The 21,812-nt window shown below is 60.6% G+C and carries 25 protein-coding genes and 3 tRNA genes; 17 read left to right on the top strand and 11 right to left on the bottom strand.

Annotation, left to right across the window (positions count from 1 at the left end; genetic code table 11):
• Positions 1-57 precede the first annotated feature (57 nt).
• The 3 genes from AC6I97_RS00225 (at position 58) to AC6I97_RS00215 (ending at position 413) form a co-directional block, all read left to right on the top strand.
• Positions 58-130 (top strand) — tRNA-Glu (locus AC6I97_RS00225).
• An 85-nt stretch (positions 131-215) separates the two neighbouring features.
• Positions 216-289, top strand: a tRNA-Asp gene (locus tag AC6I97_RS00220).
• A 48-nt stretch (positions 290-337) separates the two neighbouring features.
• A tRNA-Phe gene (locus AC6I97_RS00215) sits at positions 338-413 on the top strand.
• Positions 414-596: 183 nt separating this feature from the next.
• On the opposite strand, the gene AC6I97_RS00210 is transcribed toward AC6I97_RS00215, so the two are convergent.
• Genes AC6I97_RS00210 through AC6I97_RS00200 form a run of 3 tightly spaced genes read right to left on the bottom strand, consistent with a single transcriptional unit; the run spans position 597 to position 3,861 of the window.
• Positions 597-1,964, bottom strand: coding sequence for an ABC transporter substrate-binding protein (locus tag AC6I97_RS00210; RefSeq protein WP_224166160.1), 1,368 nt, complete (start codon positions 1,962-1,964; stop codon positions 597-599).
• A 56-nt stretch (positions 1,965-2,020) separates the two neighbouring features.
• The gene (locus AC6I97_RS00205; RefSeq protein ID WP_224166161.1) at positions 2,021-2,902 is read right to left on the bottom strand and encodes a carbohydrate ABC transporter permease; all 882 of its coding nucleotides are present in this window, start codon (positions 2,900-2,902) and stop codon (positions 2,021-2,023) included.
• Entirely contained in the window at positions 2,899-3,861 is a 963-nt protein-coding gene (locus AC6I97_RS00200; protein ID WP_497943735.1) for a carbohydrate ABC transporter permease, read from the bottom strand. The genes AC6I97_RS00205 and AC6I97_RS00200 overlap by 4 nt, the downstream gene beginning before the upstream one ends.
• A gap of 462 nt (positions 3,862-4,323) precedes the next feature.
• On the opposite strand from AC6I97_RS00200, the gene AC6I97_RS00195 reads away from it, so the two are divergent.
• Positions 4,324-5,040, top strand: a complete 717-nt coding sequence (locus AC6I97_RS00195; RefSeq protein ID WP_309929633.1) for an MgtC/SapB family protein — start codon at positions 4,324-4,326, stop codon at positions 5,038-5,040.
• Between the two features lie 8 nt (positions 5,041-5,048).
• Entirely contained in the window at positions 5,049-5,891 is an 843-nt protein-coding gene (locus AC6I97_RS00190; RefSeq protein ID WP_497943734.1) for a glycerophosphodiester phosphodiesterase, read from the top strand.
• A gap of 123 nt (positions 5,892-6,014) precedes the next feature.
• Here AC6I97_RS00190 and AC6I97_RS00185 read toward each other — a convergent pair whose 3' ends face one another.
• Positions 6,015-6,632, bottom strand: a complete 618-nt coding sequence (locus AC6I97_RS00185) for a hypothetical protein (RefSeq protein ID WP_497943733.1) — start codon at positions 6,630-6,632, stop codon at positions 6,015-6,017.
• 331 nt (positions 6,633-6,963) lie between these two features.
• Positions 6,964-7,644, bottom strand: a complete 681-nt coding sequence (locus tag AC6I97_RS00180; RefSeq protein WP_497943732.1) for a DUF6318 family protein — start codon at positions 7,642-7,644, stop codon at positions 6,964-6,966.
• A 176-nt stretch (positions 7,645-7,820) separates the two neighbouring features.
• Between AC6I97_RS00180 and AC6I97_RS00175 the strand changes: the two genes are divergently transcribed.
• The 8 genes from AC6I97_RS00175 to AC6I97_RS00140 all read left to right on the top strand — a co-directional run bounded on the left by AC6I97_RS00175 (position 7,821) and on the right by AC6I97_RS00140 (position 12,077).
• On the top strand, positions 7,821-8,384 hold the full coding sequence (locus AC6I97_RS00175; RefSeq protein ID WP_497943731.1) for a hypothetical protein: 564 nt from the start codon (positions 7,821-7,823) through the stop codon (positions 8,382-8,384).
• A gap of 79 nt (positions 8,385-8,463) precedes the next feature.
• The gene (locus tag AC6I97_RS00170) at positions 8,464-8,901 is read left to right on the top strand and encodes an Asp23/Gls24 family envelope stress response protein (protein ID WP_223947702.1); all 438 of its coding nucleotides are present in this window, start codon (positions 8,464-8,466) and stop codon (positions 8,899-8,901) included.
• A complete protein-coding gene (locus tag AC6I97_RS00165; RefSeq protein WP_216922303.1) occupies positions 8,898-9,089 on the top strand; it encodes a hypothetical protein in 192 nt (63 codons plus the stop codon). Before AC6I97_RS00170 ends, AC6I97_RS00165 begins: the two co-directional genes overlap by 4 nt.
• Positions 9,086-9,466 carry a hypothetical protein gene (locus AC6I97_RS00160; RefSeq protein ID WP_497943730.1) on the top strand — a complete coding sequence of 127 codons (381 nt, stop codon included), beginning with the start codon at positions 9,086-9,088 and terminating at the stop codon, positions 9,464-9,466. Before AC6I97_RS00165 ends, AC6I97_RS00160 begins: the two co-directional genes overlap by 4 nt.
• The gene (locus AC6I97_RS00155) at positions 9,463-10,107 is read left to right on the top strand and encodes a DUF6286 domain-containing protein (protein ID WP_497943729.1); all 645 of its coding nucleotides are present in this window, start codon (positions 9,463-9,465) and stop codon (positions 10,105-10,107) included. The genes AC6I97_RS00160 and AC6I97_RS00155 overlap by 4 nt, the downstream gene beginning before the upstream one ends.
• Positions 10,104-10,715 (top strand): hypothetical protein, encoded by a 612-nt coding sequence (locus tag AC6I97_RS00150; protein WP_497943728.1) that lies wholly within the window; start codon positions 10,104-10,106, stop codon positions 10,713-10,715. Before AC6I97_RS00155 ends, AC6I97_RS00150 begins: the two co-directional genes overlap by 4 nt.
• 170 nt (positions 10,716-10,885) lie before the next feature.
• Positions 10,886-11,221 (top strand): hypothetical protein, encoded by a 336-nt coding sequence (locus AC6I97_RS00145; RefSeq protein WP_224095001.1) that lies wholly within the window; start codon positions 10,886-10,888, stop codon positions 11,219-11,221.
• A 202-nt stretch (positions 11,222-11,423) separates the two neighbouring features.
• The gene (locus AC6I97_RS00140; protein ID WP_497946854.1) at positions 11,424-12,077 is read left to right on the top strand and encodes a DNA alkylation repair protein; all 654 of its coding nucleotides are present in this window, start codon (positions 11,424-11,426) and stop codon (positions 12,075-12,077) included.
• Here the strand turns inward: AC6I97_RS00140 and AC6I97_RS00135 are convergent.
• Entirely contained in the window at positions 12,074-12,478 is a 405-nt protein-coding gene (locus AC6I97_RS00135; RefSeq protein WP_224095002.1) for a helix-turn-helix domain-containing protein, read from the bottom strand. The two genes, AC6I97_RS00140 and AC6I97_RS00135, sit on opposite strands and share 4 nt — an antisense overlap.
• Before the next feature lie 296 nt (positions 12,479-12,774).
• On the opposite strand from AC6I97_RS00135, the gene AC6I97_RS00130 reads away from it, so the two are divergent.
• The 4 genes from AC6I97_RS00130 to AC6I97_RS00115 all read left to right on the top strand — a co-directional run bounded on the left by AC6I97_RS00130 (position 12,775) and on the right by AC6I97_RS00115 (position 17,320).
• Entirely contained in the window at positions 12,775-14,118 is a 1,344-nt protein-coding gene (locus tag AC6I97_RS00130) for an ABC transporter substrate-binding protein (protein ID WP_497943727.1), read from the top strand.
• Positions 14,119-14,214: 96 nt separating this feature from the next.
• Complete coding sequence (locus AC6I97_RS00125; RefSeq protein WP_224095004.1) at positions 14,215-15,180, top strand: carbohydrate ABC transporter permease; 966 nt, start codon at positions 14,215-14,217, stop codon at positions 15,178-15,180.
• Positions 15,177-16,142: a carbohydrate ABC transporter permease gene (locus AC6I97_RS00120; protein ID WP_224095005.1), complete on the top strand. Its 966-nt coding sequence runs from the start codon at positions 15,177-15,179 to the stop codon at positions 16,140-16,142. The genes AC6I97_RS00125 and AC6I97_RS00120 overlap by 4 nt, the downstream gene beginning before the upstream one ends.
• A gap of 125 nt (positions 16,143-16,267) precedes the next feature.
• A complete protein-coding gene (locus AC6I97_RS00115) occupies positions 16,268-17,320 on the top strand; it encodes a LacI family DNA-binding transcriptional regulator (protein WP_224095006.1) in 1,053 nt (350 codons plus the stop codon).
• Between the two features lie 7 nt (positions 17,321-17,327).
• Here the strand turns inward: AC6I97_RS00115 and AC6I97_RS00110 are convergent, their stop codons facing one another.
• From AC6I97_RS00110 to AC6I97_RS00090, 5 genes are all read right to left on the bottom strand, one after another.
• Positions 17,328-18,251: a DUF8083 family protein gene (locus tag AC6I97_RS00110; protein WP_497943726.1), complete on the bottom strand. Its 924-nt coding sequence runs from the start codon at positions 18,249-18,251 to the stop codon at positions 17,328-17,330.
• A 33-nt stretch (positions 18,252-18,284) separates the two neighbouring features.
• Positions 18,285-19,091: an exodeoxyribonuclease III gene (locus tag AC6I97_RS00105; RefSeq protein ID WP_497943725.1), complete on the bottom strand. Its 807-nt coding sequence runs from the start codon at positions 19,089-19,091 to the stop codon at positions 18,285-18,287.
• Positions 19,092-19,158: 67 nt separating this feature from the next.
• The gene (locus AC6I97_RS00100; RefSeq protein ID WP_497943724.1) at positions 19,159-19,725 is read right to left on the bottom strand and encodes an HdeD family acid-resistance protein; all 567 of its coding nucleotides are present in this window, start codon (positions 19,723-19,725) and stop codon (positions 19,159-19,161) included.
• A 70-nt stretch (positions 19,726-19,795) separates the two neighbouring features.
• On the bottom strand, positions 19,796-20,422 hold the full coding sequence (locus tag AC6I97_RS00095; RefSeq protein WP_497943723.1) for a response regulator: 627 nt from the start codon (positions 20,420-20,422) through the stop codon (positions 19,796-19,798).
• Positions 20,419-21,732: a sensor histidine kinase gene (locus AC6I97_RS00090; protein WP_497943722.1), complete on the bottom strand. Its 1,314-nt coding sequence runs from the start codon at positions 21,730-21,732 to the stop codon at positions 20,419-20,421. The genes AC6I97_RS00095 and AC6I97_RS00090 overlap by 4 nt, the downstream gene beginning before the upstream one ends.
• Positions 21,733-21,812 lie beyond the last annotated feature (80 nt).

The following is a 21,812-nucleotide window of genomic DNA, read 5'->3' as shown; positions in this document are numbered from 1 at the left end:
AACCGAAAAGAACGCATAAAGTGTTGTTTTTCCTCGCATAATCCGAATTGAGTTCAGGCCCCCATCGTCTAGCGGCCTAGGACACCGCCCTTTCACGGCGGCGGCACGGGTTCGAATCCCGTTGGGGGTACGCAAGGCAAGTGGTAAATCGGATGAAAAAAGTCTGGTAAGCTAGAAGCCTTGAAAAAAACGCGGTAGAGATACTGCAAACGCAAGGCCCTGTAGCGCAGTTGGTTAGCGCGCCGCCCTGTCACGGCGGAGGTCGCGGGTTCAAGTCCCGTCAGGGTCGCTCTGAGCGCCGGAAGTAATTTCGGCTCTCAAGGTGACTTGTCACCTAGGCTCTGTAGCTCAGTTGGTAGAGCGTTCGACTGAAAATCGAAAGGTCACCGGATCGACGCCGGTCGGAGCCACCACTGGGAAGCATCAGTTCTTCGGAACTGGTGCTTTTCTTCTTTAACGCATCGCCGCTTCCGGGGGTTGTTGCTTTGTGATCTTCACGACACCCAAATTGATCCAAGGAATTTGGGTGTCCGCAGCCAGGTCGGGTGCGTAAGCGTAGGCACCCCCAACGATGCCTACGCTTACGCCGCCGGGGCTTACGACTTCAGCTTCGGTTTCACATCCTTGTTGTAAATGCCTTCCAACGTTCCCTTCAGCTCGGTCAGCGTTGCTTGCACATCGGCCTTTTCATTCATGATCCTGGTGGCTGCCTTGGCCAGCTCCTGGTCTCCGCCGGGAAGGAACGTTCGGGCAAAGTCCTGGGTGCGGGTCTCTTTGAGCTGGTCTACGACAGTTTGGAATTCCGGTGTCTGGGCAACAATCGCCGAGATATCTGCCGCCTCGGCCACAGGTAGGTAGCCGGTTGCGGCAGACAGAGTGGACGTGCTCTGCGCGTTCGTCATGAACGTGACGAACTTGGCTGCTGCAAGCTGCCGTTCGGGCGACGTTTTGCTGGCGATCACCAAGCCGGAACCGCCCGTGGGACAAACCTGCGACGCCGCGGCCGAACCGCCCGGCAAGAATCCGACGTCGATCCTCATGTTTGCTTCTTTCGCAGCCTTTAGGGTGGCGGCGAGGTCGGCGGACGAGCTGATCGTGGCGCTGATTGCACCGGCTTGAAGGTCGGTAATGGCGTTCTTGGAGGAGACCCCGGCCCAGCCATTCTTCACAATGGAGTCCTGCACCCACTGCATCGCGGCAACAGATTGGCTTGAATTTGCCGTAATCTCCCACTCCTTGGACCAGCCGCCGCCTTGGCCCCACAGGACGTTTTGCAGGGTCCAGCCGGCATAACCTGCGATCGCCGGGTACTGGTAGGCGTTTTGGTATCCGGAAGCTGAAGCATTCGCCGACTTGATCCTGGGTGCCCACTCGGCGAACTCTTCCCAGGTTTTTGGCGCCCGCTCGGGAACTCCGGCCGCCTTGAAGTGGTCCTTATTGAAGTAGAACAACGGGGTTGAACGGGCGTAGGGGACTGCCCACAGCTGATCAGAATATTCGTAATCGGCGATCAAACCGGACTTGTAGTCGGAGGAGCTGACATTGACGGCTTTGAGAAGCGCATTAATCGGAAGGATGGCACCTGAAACCGCGTAGCGGAACCACCACACGTCCGACGCCACGACCACGTCCGGTACTTCGCTCCCGGCCTGGGAGGTTTGGAACTTTTGCGCCACTTCCTCGTAGTTTGAGCCTCCGGTGATGAGGTTGACTTTGATATCCGGATTGGCCGCTTGGAAGGCCTCTATCAGCTTCTGCTCCGTATCCCGGGACTTGCCGGGATGGCTGGACATGAAACTGATGCTTGGGGCAGGTTTGATCTTGGACCAATCCTCCGGGGAGAGCGCCTTTGCGGATGTGCTTCCGGCATCAGTCGAGGGACCGCCACAGGCTGCAAGCGCGACGGCGGTGACTGAAGCACCAGCCAAGCCGAGGAAATGCTTCCGGGAAAGTGTTTTTGACATAGGGGAAGTGCCTTTCTAGTGATCGAGGTGCCCAAGCAACCTCGAAGGGTGGAGTTTTAGCCTGTAACCGAGCCCTGAGTGAGCCCGGAGACGATGTATCGCTGCAGTGCGGCAAAGATGAGCAAGATCGGTAGAAGGACGATCACCGCGCCGGCCATGAGCATGCCCCAGTTCTGGGTGCTGCCATCGCTGTTAACCAGCTGCGTCAGACCCACAGGAAGGGTCATCATGTCTGGATGGTCGGTGACGATCAGTGGCCAGATGTACTCGTTCCATTCAGAAACGATCGTCACCAAAGCCACGGTCGCGATGCTCGGCACGGACACAGGGACAACGATCTTCCAGAGCTTGCGCCAGTGGCCCGCTCCGTCGATTTCCGCCGACTCCAGGATTGCCGGCGGCAGTGTGAGGAAATGCTGCCGGAGGAGGAAAGTGCCAAACGCCGTTCCCAGACCTGGAAGGATAATTCCCCAATACGTGTTGAGCCCTCCCATGCCTGCGATCAAAACGTAGTTGGGAAGCACCGAAACCTGCGGCGGGACCATCAGCGCAACCAGAATCAGGAGGAAGATCACCCTCTTGAAGGGGAAACGGACAAACACGAGTGCGTAGGCCGTGAAGACTGCAAGTACGCACTTAATGGTGGATCCGATGACCGTGACGATCACGCTGTTGAGGAAGAATCGCGCGAAGGGCACGGTGGATGCTGCGTCTGCGTAGTTCTGAAAGCTGGGGCTCTTCGGCAGCCAGGTCAGGTTTGTTGTCACGATCTCGCCGGGCGCTTTGAGGGAAGACAACATCATCCATAGGAGGGGCACGAAGACAACCATGGTTGCCAGCAGAAGGGGGACGTAACCCCCGGCAATCGTCTTGCCAAGGTTTTGCCAGGAGAACGGGCGGTCACGACGTGGTGTGGCTTCAACGGTGTTGGTGCTCATGAGTAGTGAACCTTTCGCTCCACGAAGCGCAACTGCACGGCCGTCATGACGAGCAAGCCGGCGAACAGCACAACCGAGATGGCCGCGGAGTATCCGGCCCGGTTGTAGGAGCCGAATGCCTGAAGGTAGGAGTCAAAGATCAGCGTGCTGGTTCCGTTGCCGGATGGAGTCATGATGCGGATGATGTCGAACGCCTGCAGGGAGCTCAGCAGTGAGGTGATCAGGAGGAAGAAGGTGGTGGGGGAAAGAAGGGGAAGCACCACCGACGTGAAGCGCCGCAGGCTACTGGCACCATCCAACGAAGCAGCCTCCAGGAGCTGGGTGGGAATGGATTGCAGACCTGCCAGATACACCACTGCGCAATAGCCAAGGTTCTTCCACACGTACACGATGATGACCATGAGCAGCGCGAGCTTAGGATCGTTGACCCACTGGGGACTCGCCTGGCCAACTGTGCGGAGCATCCATGAAAGGACGCCGTACGTCGGATCGAAAATGAACAACCACACCAAGCCGACGCCGACGCCGGAAAGGACATAGGGCGCGAAAACCACTGCCCGGGCGAATGTTGTGCCCTTCAGCCTCTGGTTAAGAGCCAACGCCACCAGCAGGCCCAGCATCATCGCACCGCCAACGGTGGTGATCGTAAATAGGGCTGTTACGCCCAGCACGCTTGAAGCGTCGGGGGAGGTAAAGAACTCCACATAGTTACCCAGTCCCACACTCGTTGCTGTGGCCGCCCCGAGCGTCCAGTCGAGGGTGGAATAGTAGAAGTTGGTAACCAGCGGACGGTATGTAAAGAGGAGGATGAGCAGGACATTGGGTGCCGCAAAAGCGGCAAAAACCCATGCGTCCCTGCGTGTTCTCCGGTTCCACCGTCGGTTCTTCGGGGCGCTTATTGGCGGTCTGTGGACCGGTGCCCTGCTGGTTTGCGCATCACTTGTACCTAATCTGCCCATGGAAAACCCTCACGTTGACCCCCTCGTCATCGCTGTCCGGGCGACTTAGCACTTGCAAAAAAGCATTTGTTCAAATTTGACCTGACAACCTAACTTCAGGTCATGGTCAACCTACACACAAAGATGGCTGATCACAAGACCCGTTTCCGCGACGGTGGAAATAGGGTTCCGTGGCGTGTTACTGGGTATTTTCAGCCACAAATACTGGCCGAAAATACCATGCTAATACGTCCTTACAAAGTTCGTCGGCCAATTTGCACGAATGTGCAGAAGCGTTGACTGGTACGTTCCGTGGCTTGAAGAATTAGCTGGAGGACCGGCTCGCGTCGTGCCTACCTTGGGCTGCTTTTGCATGGAACATCCGTATCGGACTGGATCTTCCACAAAGAGGACAGAAGAAGGGGGTTGATAACCGAATCGGAGCAGTAAGTGATCTTCAGCGCGGATACACAGTGGTGGCAGATGTGTCTGGCCTTGGCCGCAGCACTCGTCCTATCCACAGCCATAGGTTTTGAACGCCAGAGCAAGAACAAGTCTGCGGGCATGAGAACTCACGCCATGGTTGGACTTGGAGCCGCACTGTTCATGGTGGTAAGCAAATATGGCTTTAGCGACGTCCTGACAGTGGACCTGGTGAGGCTGGATCCCTCCCGCCTGGCGGCTCAAGTGGTTTCCGGCATTGGCTTCATAGGGGCGGGGCTGGTGTTCGTGCGGCGGAACCAAGTCCGCGGATTGACGACAGCAGCCTCCATCTGGGTTACAGCAGCAGTCGGAACGTCCGCCGGGGCAGGCCTCCTGCTTCCCGCGGTATTCGTCACCGCAGCCCACTTCGTCATCGTCTACGTCTATCCCGTGGTGACTGCGAAGCTCCGCTTTGGTTTGCCAAGCCAGTGGATGTTGAAAGTTACCTATATGGACGGTGTCGGAGCCCTGAGGGACGTGCTTCGAACGTGCACCGAGCAAGGTTTCCGTGTTCAAGGTTTCGCTACGACGCGGGGTTCGGCCGAGTCCAAGGGCGTGATGGACCGGTTGATGACAGCTACCGAAACCGCTGCCACAGCTGACCTCATTGAGATAGAGCTGGAGATTGAAGGCACCATGGCAGCGTCGGACATCGTGGCCCAACTGTCCCAGCTCACCACCGTTATTGAAGTTTCCGTCGTGGACGAATCGGAATAGGAAGATCAATGATCGAAATTCAGGGCCACCGAGGCGTTCTTGCCACACGGCACGGGAATACGTTGGCGAGCTTCGTCGAGGCACTTCGCCTTGGCGTTGATGCCATAGAAGTCGATGTCTGGCTCACGTCTGACATGCAACTGGTATTGAGGCACGACGCCGTCATCGGAACCGCCGACATCAGGTTGGAAAGCATGCTTCAGGCTGTAGTTGAGAAGCACCCGGCGACGATTACCGACGTCGATCCTGAAACGCGTGCGCCCTCGCTGTCCGAGACCCTTGCGTTGTTGCGGTTCGCCAATGCCGCCGACGTCGTTCTGGACATTGAGGTCAAAACTGACGGTGCGGCCTGGGACCAGTATGGCCACGGAATAGTGACTGCATTGTCCAGGCTGCTCAAGGCTCACCAGGGTGAACAGGCCTTGCGCGTCCGCAGCTTCGATCCCCAAATCATTCGGGCACTGTCAGCAATGTTGCCTGGAGTTCCGCTGGTGGCGCTGAGCAGGGAGAGCCCCGTCCGGTCGGTAGGCCTCTATCCTTCTGCCGTTAAAGAATTTGTGATGGCTGCTTTGGCAACCGGCGCTTCCGCCATTGCGCCCGCCTTTGAAATTCTCGACGCCGGATTGGTCGCCAAGGCTCGTGGCGCCGGCCTCAAGGTGTTCCCTTGGACTCTGGCGACAAGTGATGAAATCAGCGCAGCCGTCCAACTCGGAGTCGATGGGATCTGCGTCAACGATGTAGCCCTGGCCCGGCAAGTCCTGGGCGAATTGGGCCAGCCTCTTGCCCCGCCCCGCGCCATCGCGTTGCCATTGCTGCACACGGCTTCTCCGCCGGACAAGTGGTTCTCCTGATCCCCTTGCCTGTGTTCCTCTTGGGTGCTGTGGCTTCCTGACCTTCTTTGCGGGCCAAGGCTGCTGTTTTCGGGCGATCTGGGTCCCTTTTCTCTCAAGGGGGTCGGGAAGCTGCGGGCTCCGTCATTTTCCGGTGTTGGGGCAGCCCCAGGATGTGGGGTTTTCCTGGCAGGTGTCGGCGACGAGTGCTTTTTCTGTTTTCCAGACCTGGATGGTTTTCGGTGGGGTGGTCAGGTCCAGGGTTCCGTTGACGGGCAGGGGCGGGCCGTTGTTTACGGAGTAGGTGCCGGTGAAGCTGGTGGTGATGGTGGCGGGGTAGTTCCCTGTTGCCGTGTAGCTGTGGCTGGTGCGGGTGTCGTTGAGGAGCCAGACGGCTTCGGGGATCGAATAGCCGGCTGCGGGGGTGGGGCCCAGGCTGGTGCCGTCGCCGAAGGTGTAGGTGAAGCTTGCCGGGGTTGCTCTCAGGTGGACGGTTTGGCCGAGGATGGCGACGTTGAAGGCTTGTTCGGTGGCGGTGGTGTAGAAGTTTGTGGGTCCGCCTTTGAGGGTGTGGGGGAAGGGTTGGGCCTCGAGGGTTCCCGGGTTGACGGGGAGTTGGCGGAAGTCGTTCAGGATCCGGGCTGCGATGTTCGCCAGGACGTTCTCGGGTTGGGCGTCGTACAGGCAGGTGGGTCCGCTGACGGGGATCCAGTTGGTCCAGCCGGGGTTGGTGATGGACTTGGGGGCTTGTTTCCAGATCACCGGTGTTCCTTCATCACCGCCCGGTGTTGTGGCAGGGCAGCTTAAGGCCAGGCAACCGGGATCGACGGTGTCGGGGCCGTCCGCCCGGCAGTGGGTGTCGGCCATGTACTGGTTGGGGTCGTCTGGTGCGGACGGGGCACCCTCAAGACTTGCATTAGCTTTCCCAGTACTTGGGTCTAGTTTGAACCGTGCTTCAACATCAACACCTCCATTGCGGGTGTTGTTTGACGCCCATAAGTCCTCGGCCTCGGCTGCCGCTGCCAGTACCAATGCCCCGATCAGAGCAAAAAAGATGGCCATCGAAGTGATGAGGTGTGCCTGATACAGCTCACTACGAAAGCAGGCCAAGGTCCACCACAGTCCATTTGTCATCTGCGAATTTGGCGAAGAATGCAAAAGCGTCGTTGCTCTGTTCGTCACTAGCTCGTCCCGCAGTTCCATCAGCGTTGTAATAGTTGATTGCTTCTTGCACTACTTGCACCTTCGCCCACGGGCCGCCGTTCTCTGCACCCCATTGCACTTCCACGACTGGCACGGAAATCTTGCCGCCAGCCAACCAACGCCCCTTGGTATATCCGTCTTCTCCCGATTCCTGAAGTCGAATGCAAAGCCTGCAGTCGCGGGAGATCAATGGAAGCCACGAGGACATGTCGCCCGTTTCATCCACATAAGAGAGTTGTGCGTACCAATACCGGATAAACGCCTCCAGCCCCTCCTTCGTGTTCTCCGTAGCCAGCTCGGGCATAACGGGCACTGGCACATTCTGCGCTTTGCCCTTCGCATCCGCGGGCTTGTAGACGCCGGAGGGAGCGGTGGTCGCGGAAGGACCATCGGCAGAAGGTGGGCCGGACGCGCCAGAGGTGGGGGACGCCGTCGTCGGGCCTGTTTCTGTGGGTGGTTTGCCCGGCGGGCTGCCGCCCTGGCAACCGGTGAGCAGCAGCGAAACCACGAGCGCAGCAGCTGCCACGCGGACGATGAGAACAGTAAGAGAGGCAAACGAAAGGCGTGGCATGACAGGCTCCCCAGCGGCTGTTTGGTGATGTGTCGGCCAGTCTAGGTGGCGCGGGCTTCAAGGACCCCCTCGAAGAGAACTTCCTGTGGATAACTCAGCCTCTGTTCACTGCCTCCCGCCGGGCGTATTCTTGCCCTCGCCGGTTCGTGATCGCACGCAATCCAACGGGGGACACCATGATCGAAACCACAGGCTCCAGCACGTCCAGGCTTCCTGGAAGGAATCGCAGGAAAGGTGCCGGCCGGCGAGGTACAAGCCCGCTGCTGATCGGGTGTCTTCTGATCGGAACGCTGGCGCTTAGTGCCTGCTCTTTCCCGCTGCCGGTTGCACAGCCCACGCCCATTGCGTCGTCGAACACCCCAACAGCCAGCGCCCCACCATCCAGTGCCGAGCCGTCCGCGGAGATCAGTGCAAGCCCGGACGCGACCACAGGCACAGGCGGCGTCTATGGCGAGTTCGCTTCCTTGTCTGAAGCGTGCATCTCCGTCAGTGCCGCCATGCTGAGCGTGACCATCCTTCCGTTGGCGGCCTTGGTGGGCGGCGACCCGGAAGATATCAAGAAGGCCAAGGAAGAACTGTCGCAAATGCAGGGCAAGGTGCCTGACGAACTGAAGCCGAGCTTTGAGAAGCTGAGGGCGTATACGGAGTCCGCCGGAACGGATTTCCGCAAGTACGGGGAGCCTGAATTCGAGGAACTTATGAAGCCGATCCAGGACTGGATGGATAAGAACTGCAAGTAGCCGCCGCGCACACTCGCTTCTCTCACAAAGCGTCGGAGCTAGACGCTAGGGTGGTACTCAAGAGAAGGGGAGTGCTTCGATGTCAGATCAGAACTTGCAGATCGACCCTGCGCCTGAGGGCGAGGTCCTCGGTACCGGACGCACCATCATCTCCGAGGCGGCAGTGGCAAAAGTAGCCGGCATCGCTGCACGCGCGGTTCCAGGTGTCTACTCCCTGGGCTCAGGTCCATCCCGCGCGCTTGGCGCAATCCGTGACGCTGTTGGCAGTTCGGACCATGCCGCGGGTGTTCGCGCCGAAGTGGGCGAGACCCAGGTGGCGGTGGATATCAACCTTGTGGCCGTCTATGGGCATCCCTTGCACAGCGTCGCCAACCAGGTCCGCGCTGCTGTTTACCGGGCTGTTGAGGAACTCGTCGGGCTGCAGGTCATCGAGGTCAACATCGAGATCAACGATGTCTATGTGGCCCCGCCGCCCAAGCCCAAAACCGTCGTGGTCGAAAGGGAGGCACTGCAATGAGCATGACCGTTGTGGGAATTGCGATTGGCGCCTTCGTGGCGTTCATGTCGTTCCAATTCGGGCTGTGGGGCTTCCTTATCTCACTGCTCTTCATGGGCATAGGCGCCCTCCTGGGCCGTGCAGCTGAAGGCAAGCTTGATCTTCGCAGCGTCTTGGACGCCATTACGGGCCGGCGCTCTTCGTCATGAGCGTGGCTGGGGCTGTGGAACCTACCACCAGCCTGGCCGGACATAACCGGATCAGTACCCAGGCTTTGACATCGCTGGCACAGGCCGCTGCCGCCGAGGCTCTCGGCGTGGAACCCAGCGACATCCGCGCAGATTGGTCGGACGACGACGGCCTGCTGGCTTTGTCTATCGTGGCACCTATCAGCATCCCCGCGTTGAGTGAGGTACTGCGCAATCCGGCGCGTGTCCAGGGCTTCGGCGGCTCCATCTGGGACCGTGCTGTGGCCGCAAAGGCAACAGTCTTGGAGCGTGTGACCCGGCTCAGTGGTTTCCGCATAAGCAGAGTGGATATCAGGATTAGTGGAGCCCACGTTTCAGAGGGAGGCCGCGTCCGGTGACACAGGACCAGCAAACAGTCATTGAACCTTCTGACGCTGGCTCCGGAGCCAGCCCCATCGCCGGCGAGGACCCGGCAATGAGCCGTGTCTTGCGCAGGGAAACGCACTCGTCCCGGGCTGGAGCAGCCACCATCGCCGCCGTGCTGGTGATCATTCTCTGCGTCCTCGCGCTTCTGGAATCTGCGCTCCGCGCCATCGGCCAACCGCCATGGCTTATTGACCCAAGCACGGCAGCGGAGCGCATCATCGCACTTCCGGCGGGCATGCCGCCTCTTCTGCTTGGCGCCAGCGGTGCTGTCATTGCCATGGTCGGACTCTTTTTCCTCCTTCACGCTGTTTTACCAGGCAGACGTGCCCGGCATTTGCTGCGGGACCCACGCACCGCCGTCGTCGTTGACGATGAAGTGCTGGCCTCGGCACTTGCGCGGCGCGCGCGGACTGCCGCCAACGTGACACCGGAACAGGTCATGGTGATTGTGTCCAGGCAGTCAGTGGTGGTCAACGTCCGGCCCACCTCCGGCAGCAGGGTCAGCGAAGAAGCCGTCCTACAAGCAGTGCAGTCCGAACTCGATGAAATGTCCCCCTTTCCCATGCCCACTGTTCGGGTGAACCTCTCTACGTCGGGGGTGGTCGGCGCATGAACGAAACACCACGTGCCCTTAACCGGGTGCTTCTCTTCATCATTGGCGTGAAACTCCTGGCCGTTGGGCTGCTTCTTCTCCTGCTGGCGACTGTCCCGGCCGTAGCAACGTGGTGGCACGGCTGGGCCGCGGACATGTGGGCCCGTGCGGAGGATGCATTCCAGCGAACCCGGTTCCCCGGCCGTGAGGAAAGTTGGCTGTGGATTGTGGCCGGTGTGGTTTTGGTGGCCATCATTATTGCGATGGTCGCCTGGGTGTCGCAACAGGGTAAAGGCAGGGCCAACCTTCTGGTGGCCAGCGACGACGAGAGTCATGTGGAGGGTGAGGTCCAGATCGGCGGCGGCGTCGCGGAACAGGCGCTCCGGGCAGCTTTGGCAGATCGGCCGGACCTCGCCGGCGCGTCTGTGGCCACGTATGAGGTCAAAGGCCAGCCCGGATTAAGGGTGCGCATCCAGCCCCGGCAGGGCGTGGCACCGCACCTCCTTGCTGCCGAAATTTCACGGCTGGTCGAAGCCCTGGACCTGGTGATCGGCAAGAAGACGCCCGTATTGGTCCATATGGCATCAGGGGCCCGTGCGAAATTTACAAAAGCTGAACGGGTTCGCTGACTGTCCTGGCTAATTTTGCCGAATATTTCACTCCGGGTGTTTTGCGTTGCTTAACCCGCGTGGATGCCAATAGTTTGAAAGTAGAGGGGAAAACTCCCTGATGCGATTGATTGCTTTGCGGGATAAATCCCGGGAGTGATCAGCGTTAAACCGTCACGAAGGAGAGCACCATGAGTGAAGAAACCACGGGATCGGAAGCAGTAGAAGGCGCTGCGGGCAAGGCCAAGGATGTAGCTGGCGAGGCACTTGAAAATGCTAAGGAATTTGCCGGCGAGGCCGCTGAAAATGTCAAGGAGTTCGCTGGAGCGGCTGCAGAAAACGTAAAGGAATTCGCAGGCGATGCAGCTGAAAACGTCAAGGAATTCTTCTCTGGTGACGTGGGGGAGAATGCTAAGGAACTTGCTGGTGACGTTGCCGGGAAATCCAGGGAAATCGCCGGAGATGTTACCGAAAACGTGAAGGGTCTCGGCTCCAAGATCGCAGGCCTGTTCAAGGGCGGGAAGTAGCCATAACCGCATGGCGCGGGGATGGCAGTTCAGGAACGTGCTGGACCGCACCCTATGAGCTGTCATCCCGCCTGCGGCTAATCGGCGACCCCGCACATCCACGCCTAGTAGGCTGAGTTTCACACGCGATGGACGGGAGGCTCCAGTGGTCGGGAAAACTGCGACTGGTACGGCTGCAACTGGGACGACGCTGGCCGGCGTGATGGCCGAGCTGGCCGCGCTGGAAGACCCGAGGTCGCGCGAGGTGAACGAAAAACACGGTGACGATCACGGTGTGAACCTCAGTAAATTGCGCGCGATTGCGAAGCGGTTGAAGATCCAGCCGGAGCTTTCGCGCGAGCTTTGGGAGACCGATGACACCGCGGCGAAGCTGCTGGCACTGCTGATTTGTCGGCCTAAGTCGTACGGATCCGAAGATCTGGACACCATGCTGCGCGAGGCCCGAACCCCCAAAGTCCATGACTGGCTCGTGAATTACGTGGTCAAGAAGAATCCGCACGCCGAAGAGCTGCGGGTGGCCTGGTTTGCGGACAAGGATCCCTTGGTGGCGAGTGCCGGTTGGGCGCTGACCTCGGAGCGCGTCGTCAAGGATCCGGCCGGCCTGGACCTTACCGGGCTGCTGGATGCCATCGAGGAGGGGATGAAGGACGCCCCGGACCGCCTGCAGTGGGCGATGAACACCTGTCTGGCCCAGATCGGCATCGAACACCCGGAGTATCGCGCCCGCGCCTTGAGTATTGGTGAGCGCTTGGAGGTGCTGAAGGATTACCCAACTCCGCCCAACTGCACCTCTCCGTTCGCGCCTGCCTGGATCAACGAGATGGTGCGCCGGCAGCAACTGTCAGCAACCAGCTAGCCCCTGTTGCGGTGCATCATCCGGTACGTCAGTTCTGCGAGGAGTTCCTCGTCTGAAAGATGCGAGGCCCGGGCTATAGGCGCTGCCGGTACCATGACGCGAGGCCCCGGGGACTGCCGTGGCTCGTCGCTGCTGCGCATGTCGTCCGGAGTGATTTGGTCCGGAGCGAAGCTGGATTTTCCCTTGAGGACTTCAGACATGGATCCAGCGCGCCACCCCAGGGCGTGCTCGAGCTTGCGCTGATTGATTTCCTGGGTGCGGCGCGTACCGGATTCCAGCGTCCGTACAGTCTTGATTGCCGTTCCAGCCTGCTTGGCCAACTGCACCTGGCTCAGCCCTTGGGCCAGCCGTTCTTCTTTGATCAGGCGGCCGATAGTCTGGAGTGCTTCAAGTTCATCCACACTTCCCACTGTTGCATAGGCAATACTGGGCAAACAAATCTCATGACGTGCATGTTGGACCCGCGCCTTCCTCTTGCCCGTGCGGTGGCGGCCGCTGTAGGCGGCGGGTTCAAGACGTCGACGACGGCGCCCGGCAATCGCTGCGGTGCAGTTCCGGCGCGATGCAAAGGTTACTTTGTATCGTTGTGGTTACGGTCGGTGTAAGCGCTTGCATTTCTATGGACAACCTCGCTAGTGTGAGGGCCACCACATCAATCGCGCCACGATTTTCTTGTACTCAGCGAGGAGTCTTCAGCATGAAAAAAACCAAGTACCTGCTCCCGGTCGCAGCGGCCGGCGTTCTGGCACTTACCATGTCCGCATGTAGCGGAAACAGCGGCGGCGGCGGCGGAAGCACCGCGTCGGACGACTGTTCCGCATACGAAACCTACGGCAAGCACGACGGCAAGACAGTCTCCGTGTACTCCACGATCGTCGACGTCGAAGCGACAAACCTAGAGGAATCCTGGGCACAGTTCGAAAAGTGCACGGGCATTACGGTCAAGTACGAGGGCAGCAAGGAGTTCGAGACCCAGATCGGTGTCCGGGCCCAGTCCGGTACGGCCCCTGACGTAGCGATCTTCCCCCAGCCCGGTCTTCTGGCCACGCAGGCCAAGGCCGGTTACCTGAAGCCCGCTCCCAAGACTGTGTCCGATCTTGTGGACAAGAACTGGTCCGCAGACTGGAAGAAGTACGGCACGGTGGACGGCACGTTCTACGCCGCCCCGATGCTTGCGAACGTCAAGGGATACGTCTGGTACTCGCCCAAGACCTTCAAGGACAAGGGTTGGCAGGTCCCCAAGACGTGGGACGAAATGATGGACCTGACCAAGAAGATCGCCGACGACAAGACCATGAAGCCGTGGTGTGCCGGATTTGAATCGGGCGAAGCCACGGGTTGGCCGGGTACCGACTGGATCGAGGACGTTGTCCTGCGTGCCGAAGGCCCTGAAGTCTATGACAAGTGGATCACGCACCAGATTCCGTTCAATGACCCCAAGATCGTCAACTCCTTCAACAAGGTTGGCGACATCCTCCTCAACCCGGATTACGTCAACGGCGGCTTCGGTGACCCGCGCTCGATCTTGAGCACCGCGTTTGCCCAGGCTGGCCAGCCGGTTCTGGACGGACAGTGCGCCATGCACCACCAGGCATCGTTCCAGGCAGCCAACTGGCCTGCCGGTACCAACGTGGCCGAAGACGGCGACGTCTGGGCATTCATGACGCCTCCGGTGGATGAATCCAAGGGCACTGCCATCACCGGTGGTGGCGAGTCGGTCGCCGCTTACAAGGACACCCCTGAGGTCCAGGCATACCTGGCATTCATGGCTAGTGCGGACTTCGCCAACAACCGTGTGAAGCTCGGCGGCGCCATCAGCGCAAACAAGGGCCTTGACCCGAACAACGCACAGTCGGCCCTGGACAAGCAGTCCATCAAGCTCCTTCAGGATCCCAAGACCGTCTTCCGTTTTGACGGTTCGGACCTGATGCCGAGCGCCGTGGGTTCCAACTCGTTCTGGAAGGGCATCGTTGCCTGGATCAATGGCAGCTCCGCCCAGCAGGTAACTGACAGCATCGAGTCCAGCTGGCCCAAGGGCTAACTCCGAAAGCGCTGCCTCCCCTGGCTGGTTTGCCCAGTCGGGGAGGCAGCGTTTTTCCCGGAACCTAGTGATTCACTCACGCCCCGGAGGTTGGGTATGGAATTTATCGGAGGAAAACTCCTTCAAGTAGTGATCGCCCTGGCGATCTTTGCCGCTATTATCGGCATCCTCATGCTGGTGGTGGACAGAGCACCGAAATCAGTCAAGGACAAAGTTACGGTGGCAGGATTCCTGGCTCCCGCCGGAATCCTGATGCTGGTGGGCCTCGTGTACCCAGCGGTGCGCACGTCAATGTTGGCCTTCACGGACGCCAGTGGCCAAGGCAACGGCTTCGACAACTTTGTTTGGATGTTTACCCAGCCTGAAGCTTTGACCACGCTGCGTAACACCATTATCTGGACCGTCCTGGTCCCCCTGTTGTCAACCTCTTTCGGCTTGGCCTACGCCGTCTTTATCGATAAGGCCCGCGGAGAGCGGGTTCTGAAGTCCCTGGTCTTCATGCCGATGGCCATCTCCTTTGTAGGCGCCGGTATCATCTGGAAGCTCGTGTATGACTACCGCGGCCCCGGCATCGAACAGACTGGTGTGATCAACTTCATCCGTGACGCGTTGGGAATGAACCCCAAGCAGTTCCTCCTCGACGCCCCGGAAAACACGGTGTTCCTGATCATCGTGATGGTCTGGATCCAAACCGGCTTCGCCATGGTGATTCTCTCCGCGGCCATCAAGGGTGTCCCCGTGGAACTCATCGAGGCGGCCCGGTTGGATGGGGCCAACGCCTGGCAGCAGTTCCGCAACGTGACGGTCCCGGGTATCCGTGGGGCGCTGGTGGTGGTCCTGACTACTATTACGATCGCCACGTTGAAGGTATTCGACATTGTTCGAACCATGACGGCCGGTAACTACGACACGTCGGTTGTGGCCAACGAAATGTACACGCAGGCCTTCCGTGCCGGTGAGCCGGGACGAGGTGCCGCATTGGCCCTGATCCTGTTCCTCATGGTGCTGCCCATCGTCGTGTACAACGCTCGAGTCCTTCGCAAGCAAAGGGAGATCCATTGACAGCCACGCCAGCCCCGAAAGAGGCGTCCAAGGCCGCCACCCGGCAGCGTCCTGGATCGGACCCCACGGAGGACGCCCAGCCGATGATGCGCAGGGTCAAGACCAAGCTCACTTCCAAGTGGGCCACAGCGGCAGCGATCATCATCGCCGTCGTATGGTCTGTCCCGACTTTTGGCCTCTTTGTCACCTCATTCAGGCCTGCAGCCAAGCAAGTAGGCCCCCGCTCAAACGGCTGGTGGAATGCCTTCCTTGACTGGGACTTCACCTTCAAGAACTATGTGGATGTCCTTACCCCGGCGGGCTCGCAGTCTGCCAACCTTTCCCAGTACTTCATCAACTCCGTGGCGATCGTCATTCCAGTCACCATCTTTGTGCTGGTATTGGCGTCCATGGCCGCCTATGTTTTCGCATGGGGGAAGTTCAAGGGCCGCGACGCACTCTTCATTTTCGTTTTTGCCCTGCAGATCATCCCGCTCCAGATGGCACTGATTCCGCTCCTGCAACTCTTCACGCAAACCCTGCATTTGCCTGCGGGTTCGTATGCGCAGCTGTGGATCGCCCACACCATGTTCGGCCTTCCCTTGGGTATTTTCCTCCTCCACAACTTCATCTCCGAGATCCCGGGTGAGGTTATCGAGGCGGCAAGGGTGGACGGTGCGGGACACAGCACCATTTTCTGGCGGATCATCCTGCCGCTTTCCGTTCCGGCACTGGCGTCGCTGGCGATCTTCCAGTTCCTGTGGGTCTGGAACGACCTCCTGGTTGCGCTGGTGTTCTCCGGCGGAACGGCCGACGTAGCACCTATCACCCAGCGTCTGGCCGAGATTTCCGGCACGCGCGGTGCCAGGGACTACTTGAACCCGGCCGCGGCCTTCGTGTCGATCATCATCCCGCTTCTGGTGTTCTTCGGCCTGCAGCGGTACTTCGTCCGGGGCCTGCTGTCCGGCGGTCTCAAGGGCTAGACAATTGCAGCGTTGGTTACGCAGCGGAACGACTCCGCTGCGTAACCAAGGCCTGCACAAAATAGACTGATTCTTCGCCATGAGACAGAGAACGGCGAAGTGAAGGCAGCCGGAGAGGGGGGCCTGTGACACGAACAACGGGTAGGTCCCAGCGCGGTGGTCATACAGGCGTCAGCATCGAGGACGTCGCAGCAGCAGCGGGAGTGTCCACGGCTACCGTATCCAGGGCCGTCCGGGGACTGCCACGGGTTTCGCCGGCAACCCGTGAAAAGATCCTGGAAGTGGCGGCGTCGCTGGGTTATGTGGCGTCGTCGTCGGCGTCGGGTCTGGCCACCGGACGCACGCGCACCATCGGAGTCCTGGCGCCCTTCGTCAGCCGTTGGTTCTTCTCCAAGGCAATCGAAGGCGCGGACAGGGAACTGCACTCACGCAAGTACAACCTCTCCCTGTTCAACCTTGGCGGCCATGGCAGCAATCGCGAGCGGCTCTTCAGCTCCACCATGGTGTACAAACAGATCGACGCCCTGCTGGTGCTGTGTATGGCGCTCAGCGAGGACGAACTGGAACACCTCCACAAGATCGACATCCCGTTGGTAGTGGTTGGCGGACACGTTGAGGATTGTGCCTACATCGGTATCAACGATTACGACGCCGCAACCACCGCCGTGCGGCACCTGCTGGACCTCGGACACAAGGACATTGCCCTGCTCCATGGCGATGACGAGACAGACCTGAACTTCGACGTTCCACGCGTCCGGATCCGCGCCTTCCAGGACGTCATGACCGACGCCGGCTTGGAAGTCCGTCCCGAGTGGGACGAATGGGGTGACTTCACGGTGGCCAGCGGGCAGCAGGCATTCAACCGCCTCTGGAGCCAGCCTGGCCGCAAGCCTACGGCCATTTTCTGTTCCTCCGATGAGATGGCCATGGGGGTCATCTTCGAAGCCACGCGACACGGCGTTCGAGTGCCCGCGGACCTCTCAGTCATCGGAATCGACGACCACGACTTCTCCGAAGCCCTGGGCCTGACAACGGTGGGTCAACGGCCGGACGACCAAGCCGAACTGGGCACCAAGATGCTTTTGGACGAACTCGATGGCATCGCCGGTGCCGTGCATTCAGAGGTAGCGCCGCATCAATTGATTGTGCGGGAGACAACAGCACCGCCGTGCCGGTGATGACAGCCTACGAGGCCCGCGCCAACTGCCGGATGGGGATCCAGCGCGAGGCTAGCCGGCGATAGGCTGCCGCTGCGCCCGTCATATCTCCCTCAGCGAGGCACTCGATCCCGAGGCGAACATCCATGGGGGATTCGTCCGGGTACACCTTGTCCGCCACAGCTCCGTAATCCAACTCCACCATGGACTGGACATGGAACAACTCCAGCCACTCGGTGAGCTGCGTGAGATCGTCCAGCATGTCCAGGTCCGGGGCTGCCAAAGCCAGATGGGCTACGGCAAAGCGTGCCCTGTCCAGGGCCTCCGTCAACGGCGTCCACACCCGGACAGTGAGGATGTGCCCGTCCGATTCCACCACATCCTTGCGGTCAGACTCAGCGAAAAGCGAGAACCAACTAAAAGGGATACCCCAGGTGGAGGCCCGGGTGTGGACCCGCTTGGCTTCCTCCCCGGCGTTGATGCGATCGATCCGCGCTTGGTGCTTGTCCCGCTGCGAAACCGGAATCAGCAGATCGGCCAGCGGGCTGTGCACACCATCCATGAGGGCATTCGCTGCCAACCCGGCGCGAATCACCAGTTGGCTGGGGCAGTAAAGCAGCCGTCCGGCGTCGTGGGCGTCCTTATCCTGGGCCGACGCGCCGGTGGCGGCATCTGTGGAACTGTCCGCTGCAGTGTGCCGCCCGCCCGGCACGCGCGTCATTCGCACCAGATCAGTCCGGCCGGTGGGGAAGGGGTCCCCGCCCGTCCGGGTGATGCGGCCCAGCGAGGCTTGGAGCTCAGCGTTTTCGACGGCGGCCCGGGACCGGATCTTGCTGCTGTCCGCCACGAGCTGGCGCTGCTGCTCCGGCGGAAACGCCTCAAGGGGCTCGTAGATGCGCAGGGACGAAGAGAACGGCAGTCCTGCCTGGCCCCTATACAGGTTTCCAGTCATCTCCAGCCGGCCCCTTTCGTCCATTAGCGGTGATTAGTCTGCAAGCTCCACGATCACGGGAGCATGGTCGGAAGCGCCCTTGCCCTTACGTTCCTCACGGTCGATGGAGGCACCGGTGACCCGGGCAGCAAGCGCCGGGGAAGCCAGGCAGAAGTCGATGCGCATGCCTTCCTTCTTGGGGAAGCGCAGCTGCGTGTAGTCCCAGTACGTGTAGACGCCAGGGCCGGGTGTGTAGGGGCGAACGACATCGGTGTAACCGGCAGCTTCGAAGGCGTGGAAAGCGGCGCGCTCCGGCTCGCTGACGTGCGTGAAGTTGTTGTTGCGGAACAGTTCGATGTCCCAGACGTCGTCATCGAACGGTGCAATGTTCCAGTCGCCCATGAGCGCCACCTGGGCGGTGGGCTCGGTCTTGAGCCACTCCGCGGCGTTGCCTTGAAGGACGTCAAGCCACTTGAGCTTATACGGCATGTGTTCGTCGTCCAGAGAGCGGCCATTGGGAACATACAGGCTCCAAACGCGGATTCCGCCGCAGGTGGCGGCAATAGCGCGGGCTTCCTGCGCGGGATCCTTGCCGGCCTTGCCGAACATCGGCTGGTCCAGGAAAGTGCGTTCTACATCCTCCAGCCCAACGCGGGACGCAATGGCGACGCCGTTCCACTGGTTCACGCCGAAGTGCGCAACCTCGTAGCCCATGCGCTCAAAGAGCTCCCACGGGAAGTTATCGTCCTTGCACTTGGTCTCCTGGATGGCCAGGACATCACAGTCACTGCGCTCAAGCCACGCTTCCACGCGGTCGGCACGGGCACGGAGGGAGTTCACATTCCAGGTAGCTATCTTCACAGCCACTAACTTACCGAACTTAGCGCCGAGCGCATCCCCTCATGAAGGATTGAGCGTGACAGGCCGATTAGTGGGCGTACATGAAGGAAGACGAGGCGCCCCTGCGCATCTTGATGCCGCAAACGATCAACAACAGCCCCGCAACAGCGGAGAATGCTGCCAGCAAACCCACCACGCCCAGGAAGCCGAGACCGGGGTTGATCAGGACGAAGAGTCCAAAAAGTGCAGTCACAAGACCCGTCAGCAGCCAGACCCCCCAGCCATTAACGGAGTTCCTTGCAGCAAAGGCGAAAACGATCTCGGAAAGCCCCAGGACCAAGGCCCAGAGCCCAATCAGGATGCCAAGTGCTGCAGCTGTGATTCCCGGCCATGCAACCGCCACCAAACCCGCGGCGATGGAGATGAAGCCGCCCACCATCGTCCAGCCGGAATGGCGTGAAGGGTCATAAAAGTAGTGGGCTACGTTGGTGAGGCCGTCCACGATTGCGAAGATACCGAACACGATAACCAGCCCGAAGACCGTGGCTACCGGCAAAGATGCCACGAGGAAGGCAAAGAGTACGGCCAGAATTCCGCGGACCAGCAGGGCGGTTCCGGAATGTTTGAACATCTTGCGTGCCGAAGCGTCGGACATAGTGCCAGCTTAATCGAAGGCGGGCTGTGGATATATAGCAATGAGCCTTGAATCGCCAGGCGCGGCCTGCCTACCGCATGCCCTCACGACGGATGGCCGTTGCGATTGCCGCCGCCCGCGTCTCCACGCCGAGCTTGGCGTAGATGTGGGCCAGATGGGTTTTGACGGTTGCTTCCGAAATGAAGAGGCGTTTGCCCAGATCGCGGTTGCTGAGGCCCTCCGTCAGGAGGCTCAGGAGCTCTGCCTCCCGGGGTGTGAGGATTTCGTCCGGGTTCCGCAGCTGTTGGAAAAGCCGGGACGCAACGGGCGCGCTCATCACGCTTTTGCCCTGCACGGCGCCTCTCACAGCTGCAAAGATCTCTTCCGGTGCAGCGTCCTTGAGCAGGTACCCCATTGCGCCGGCGTCGACGGCACGGACGATGTCGGCGTCGGAATCGTAGGTGGTGAACACGATCACCGCCTGGCCGGGGTTGCGCTGCCGCAACTGTTTGATGGCCTCGATGCCGTCCATTCCCGCGCCCATCGCAAGGTCCATGAGAACCACTGCCGGTGAGTGCTGTTGTGCCGCCTCCAACGCTTCCTCACCGGATGCCGCTTCGCCGACGACGACGATATCCGCCTGGGTGCCCAACAGCGCCTTCAGCCCGCTTCGGACCACCGTATGGTCGTCCACAAGGAGTACGGAAATGGTAGTCACAGGGACTCCTTCGATGGATCTTCGGGCCAGGTATCTTCGGCCGGGGTATCTTCGGGCAGAGCCGGCAATGGCAGCTGGGCCGCGATGATCGTACCTTCACCCGGGGCGCTCTCCACGGACAATTCTCCGCCCAGTTGCTCAATGCGTTGCCGCATGGCGCGCAGGCCGTATCCTCCCGATTCCGACGGCGGAGGTACCGCTCCCGGATCAAAGCCGCGGCCGTCGTCGAACACGTCCAGGGTGACTGCGTCCGGCAGGTACCCAAGAGTCACGCTGGCGTTGTCCGCGTGGGCATGAAGTTTGATGTTGGCCACGGCGCTCTGGGCCACGCGGAGCAGGGCGTGCCGGACCTCGGCCGGGATGGGACGGGTCTCGCCGGTGACCTGCACGCGGACATGGTCCAGATACGTCCGGGCGGCGCGTTCCAAGGCCTCGTGAAGGGGCGCAGTCTCCAGGCCAGGTGCCGAGAGCTCGTGCACCAGGCTCCGGGTGTCGGCAAGATTTCCGCGGAGGAGGCTGGTTGCTTTGCTGACCTCGTGGTGCGCCGCAGGGTCGGGCCAGGAACGTTGGGCTGCCTCAAGGTGGAGCAGGCCGCTCGCGAGGCCCTGGGTGATGGTGTCGTGGATTTCACGTGAAACACGCTCGCGCTCCGCCGCGATTCCTGCTGTCCGTTCACTCGCCGCCAGCCGTTCCTGGGCTTGGGTTACGTCTTCGAAGAGCTTCCGCTGGAGGGCGCCGTCGCGCTCGATCTTGTCGTAAACCAGCGTCAACAGCGCGCCGGCAGCGAGCGGTCCCAGCAGCATGGCGACGTCCGTCCATCCGCTCATACGGAAAAGCCCGACGGCGGTGGCCGCCGCCGTCGCGCCGCCAGCCAGATACGCGGCCGACCCTCGGAACGCGGTGCGGCTGAGGAAGAAAATGGCGAAGGAACACCACGCGAAGCTGGGTGCCGCGATCACCAGAGCCGACCAAACCGCCACTAAGGCAAACATCCACAGCTTGCGGTTCAGGGTTTGTTGGCTCTGGGCAGGATGCCGGTGATCGGTGAGGTGGCTGCGTTGGGTGGGCTGGCGGTGTTGGGCCAGCAACGCTGTCACGACGTACAGAGCACACACGGCGACCGCCAACGCCACGGTCCACAGGTTGTCCGCGGGGGAGTGGCGCATGACGTAACGGACAGCAGAGGCGACCATCAGCACGGCAAAGCCCAGATGCACCACCGCATCGATGCGGGTATCGATCCGGCTTGGCTCGGGCCGGCTTGGCTCTAGCCGGGTGCTTGGATCCGGCCGCTGAAGGGCTTCTGGCATTGGGTGGTTCCCGTTTCCGTTCCGGTCGGTAGTAGGCGCTCTTTCCATGCTAGATCCCGTCTCATTGCTGGTCTCTCCAC

The sequence above is a fragment of the Arthrobacter sp. TmtSoilC48 genome, from assembly GCF_059739425.1.
Note: the sequence above shows the minus strand (reverse complement) of the source record. Positions and strands in the feature narration are given on the sequence as shown.

What these genes read in the sequence shown, in the direction of transcription:
- AC6I97_RS00170 (WP_223947702.1), top strand. Translation starts at nt 8,464, where the DNA reads ATGTCAGATCAGAACTTGCAGATCGACCCTGCGCCTGAGGGCGAGGTC.
- AC6I97_RS00205 (WP_224166161.1), bottom strand. Translation starts at nt 2,902, where the DNA reads ATGAGCACCAACACCGTTGAAGCCACACCACGTCGTGACCGCCCGTTC.
- AC6I97_RS00110 (WP_497943726.1), bottom strand. Translation starts at nt 18,251, where the DNA reads ATGACTGGAAACCTGTATAGGGGCCAGGCAGGACTGCCGTTCTCTTCG.
- AC6I97_RS00175 (WP_497943731.1), top strand. Translation starts at nt 7,821, where the DNA reads ATGATCGAAACCACAGGCTCCAGCACGTCCAGGCTTCCTGGAAGGAAT.
- AC6I97_RS00160 (WP_497943730.1), top strand. Translation starts at nt 9,086, where the DNA reads ATGAGCGTGGCTGGGGCTGTGGAACCTACCACCAGCCTGGCCGGACAT.
- AC6I97_RS00195 (WP_309929633.1), top strand. Translation starts at nt 4,324, where the DNA reads ATGTGTCTGGCCTTGGCCGCAGCACTCGTCCTATCCACAGCCATAGGT.
- AC6I97_RS00130 (WP_497943727.1), top strand. Translation starts at nt 12,775, where the DNA reads ATGAAAAAAACCAAGTACCTGCTCCCGGTCGCAGCGGCCGGCGTTCTG.
- AC6I97_RS00200 (WP_497943735.1), bottom strand. Translation starts at nt 3,861, where the DNA reads ATGGGCAGATTAGGTACAAGTGATGCGCAAACCAGCAGGGCACCGGTC.
- AC6I97_RS00180 (WP_497943732.1), bottom strand. Translation starts at nt 7,644, where the DNA reads ATGCCACGCCTTTCGTTTGCCTCTCTTACTGTTCTCATCGTCCGCGTG.
- AC6I97_RS00090 (WP_497943722.1), bottom strand. Translation starts at nt 21,732, where the DNA reads ATGCCAGAAGCCCTTCAGCGGCCGGATCCAAGCACCCGGCTAGAGCCA.
- AC6I97_RS00140 (WP_497946854.1), top strand. Translation starts at nt 11,424, where the DNA reads ATGGCCGAGCTGGCCGCGCTGGAAGACCCGAGGTCGCGCGAGGTGAAC.
- AC6I97_RS00145 (WP_224095001.1), top strand. Translation starts at nt 10,886, where the DNA reads ATGAGTGAAGAAACCACGGGATCGGAAGCAGTAGAAGGCGCTGCGGGC.
- AC6I97_RS00165 (WP_216922303.1), top strand. Translation starts at nt 8,898, where the DNA reads ATGAGCATGACCGTTGTGGGAATTGCGATTGGCGCCTTCGTGGCGTTC.
- AC6I97_RS00100 (WP_497943724.1), bottom strand. Translation starts at nt 19,725, where the DNA reads ATGTCCGACGCTTCGGCACGCAAGATGTTCAAACATTCCGGAACCGCC.
- AC6I97_RS00125 (WP_224095004.1), top strand. Translation starts at nt 14,215, where the DNA reads ATGGAATTTATCGGAGGAAAACTCCTTCAAGTAGTGATCGCCCTGGCG.
- AC6I97_RS00210 (WP_224166160.1), bottom strand. Translation starts at nt 1,964, where the DNA reads ATGTCAAAAACACTTTCCCGGAAGCATTTCCTCGGCTTGGCTGGTGCT.
- AC6I97_RS00190 (WP_497943734.1), top strand. Translation starts at nt 5,049, where the DNA reads ATGATCGAAATTCAGGGCCACCGAGGCGTTCTTGCCACACGGCACGGG.
- AC6I97_RS00150 (WP_497943728.1), top strand. Translation starts at nt 10,104, where the DNA reads ATGAACGAAACACCACGTGCCCTTAACCGGGTGCTTCTCTTCATCATT.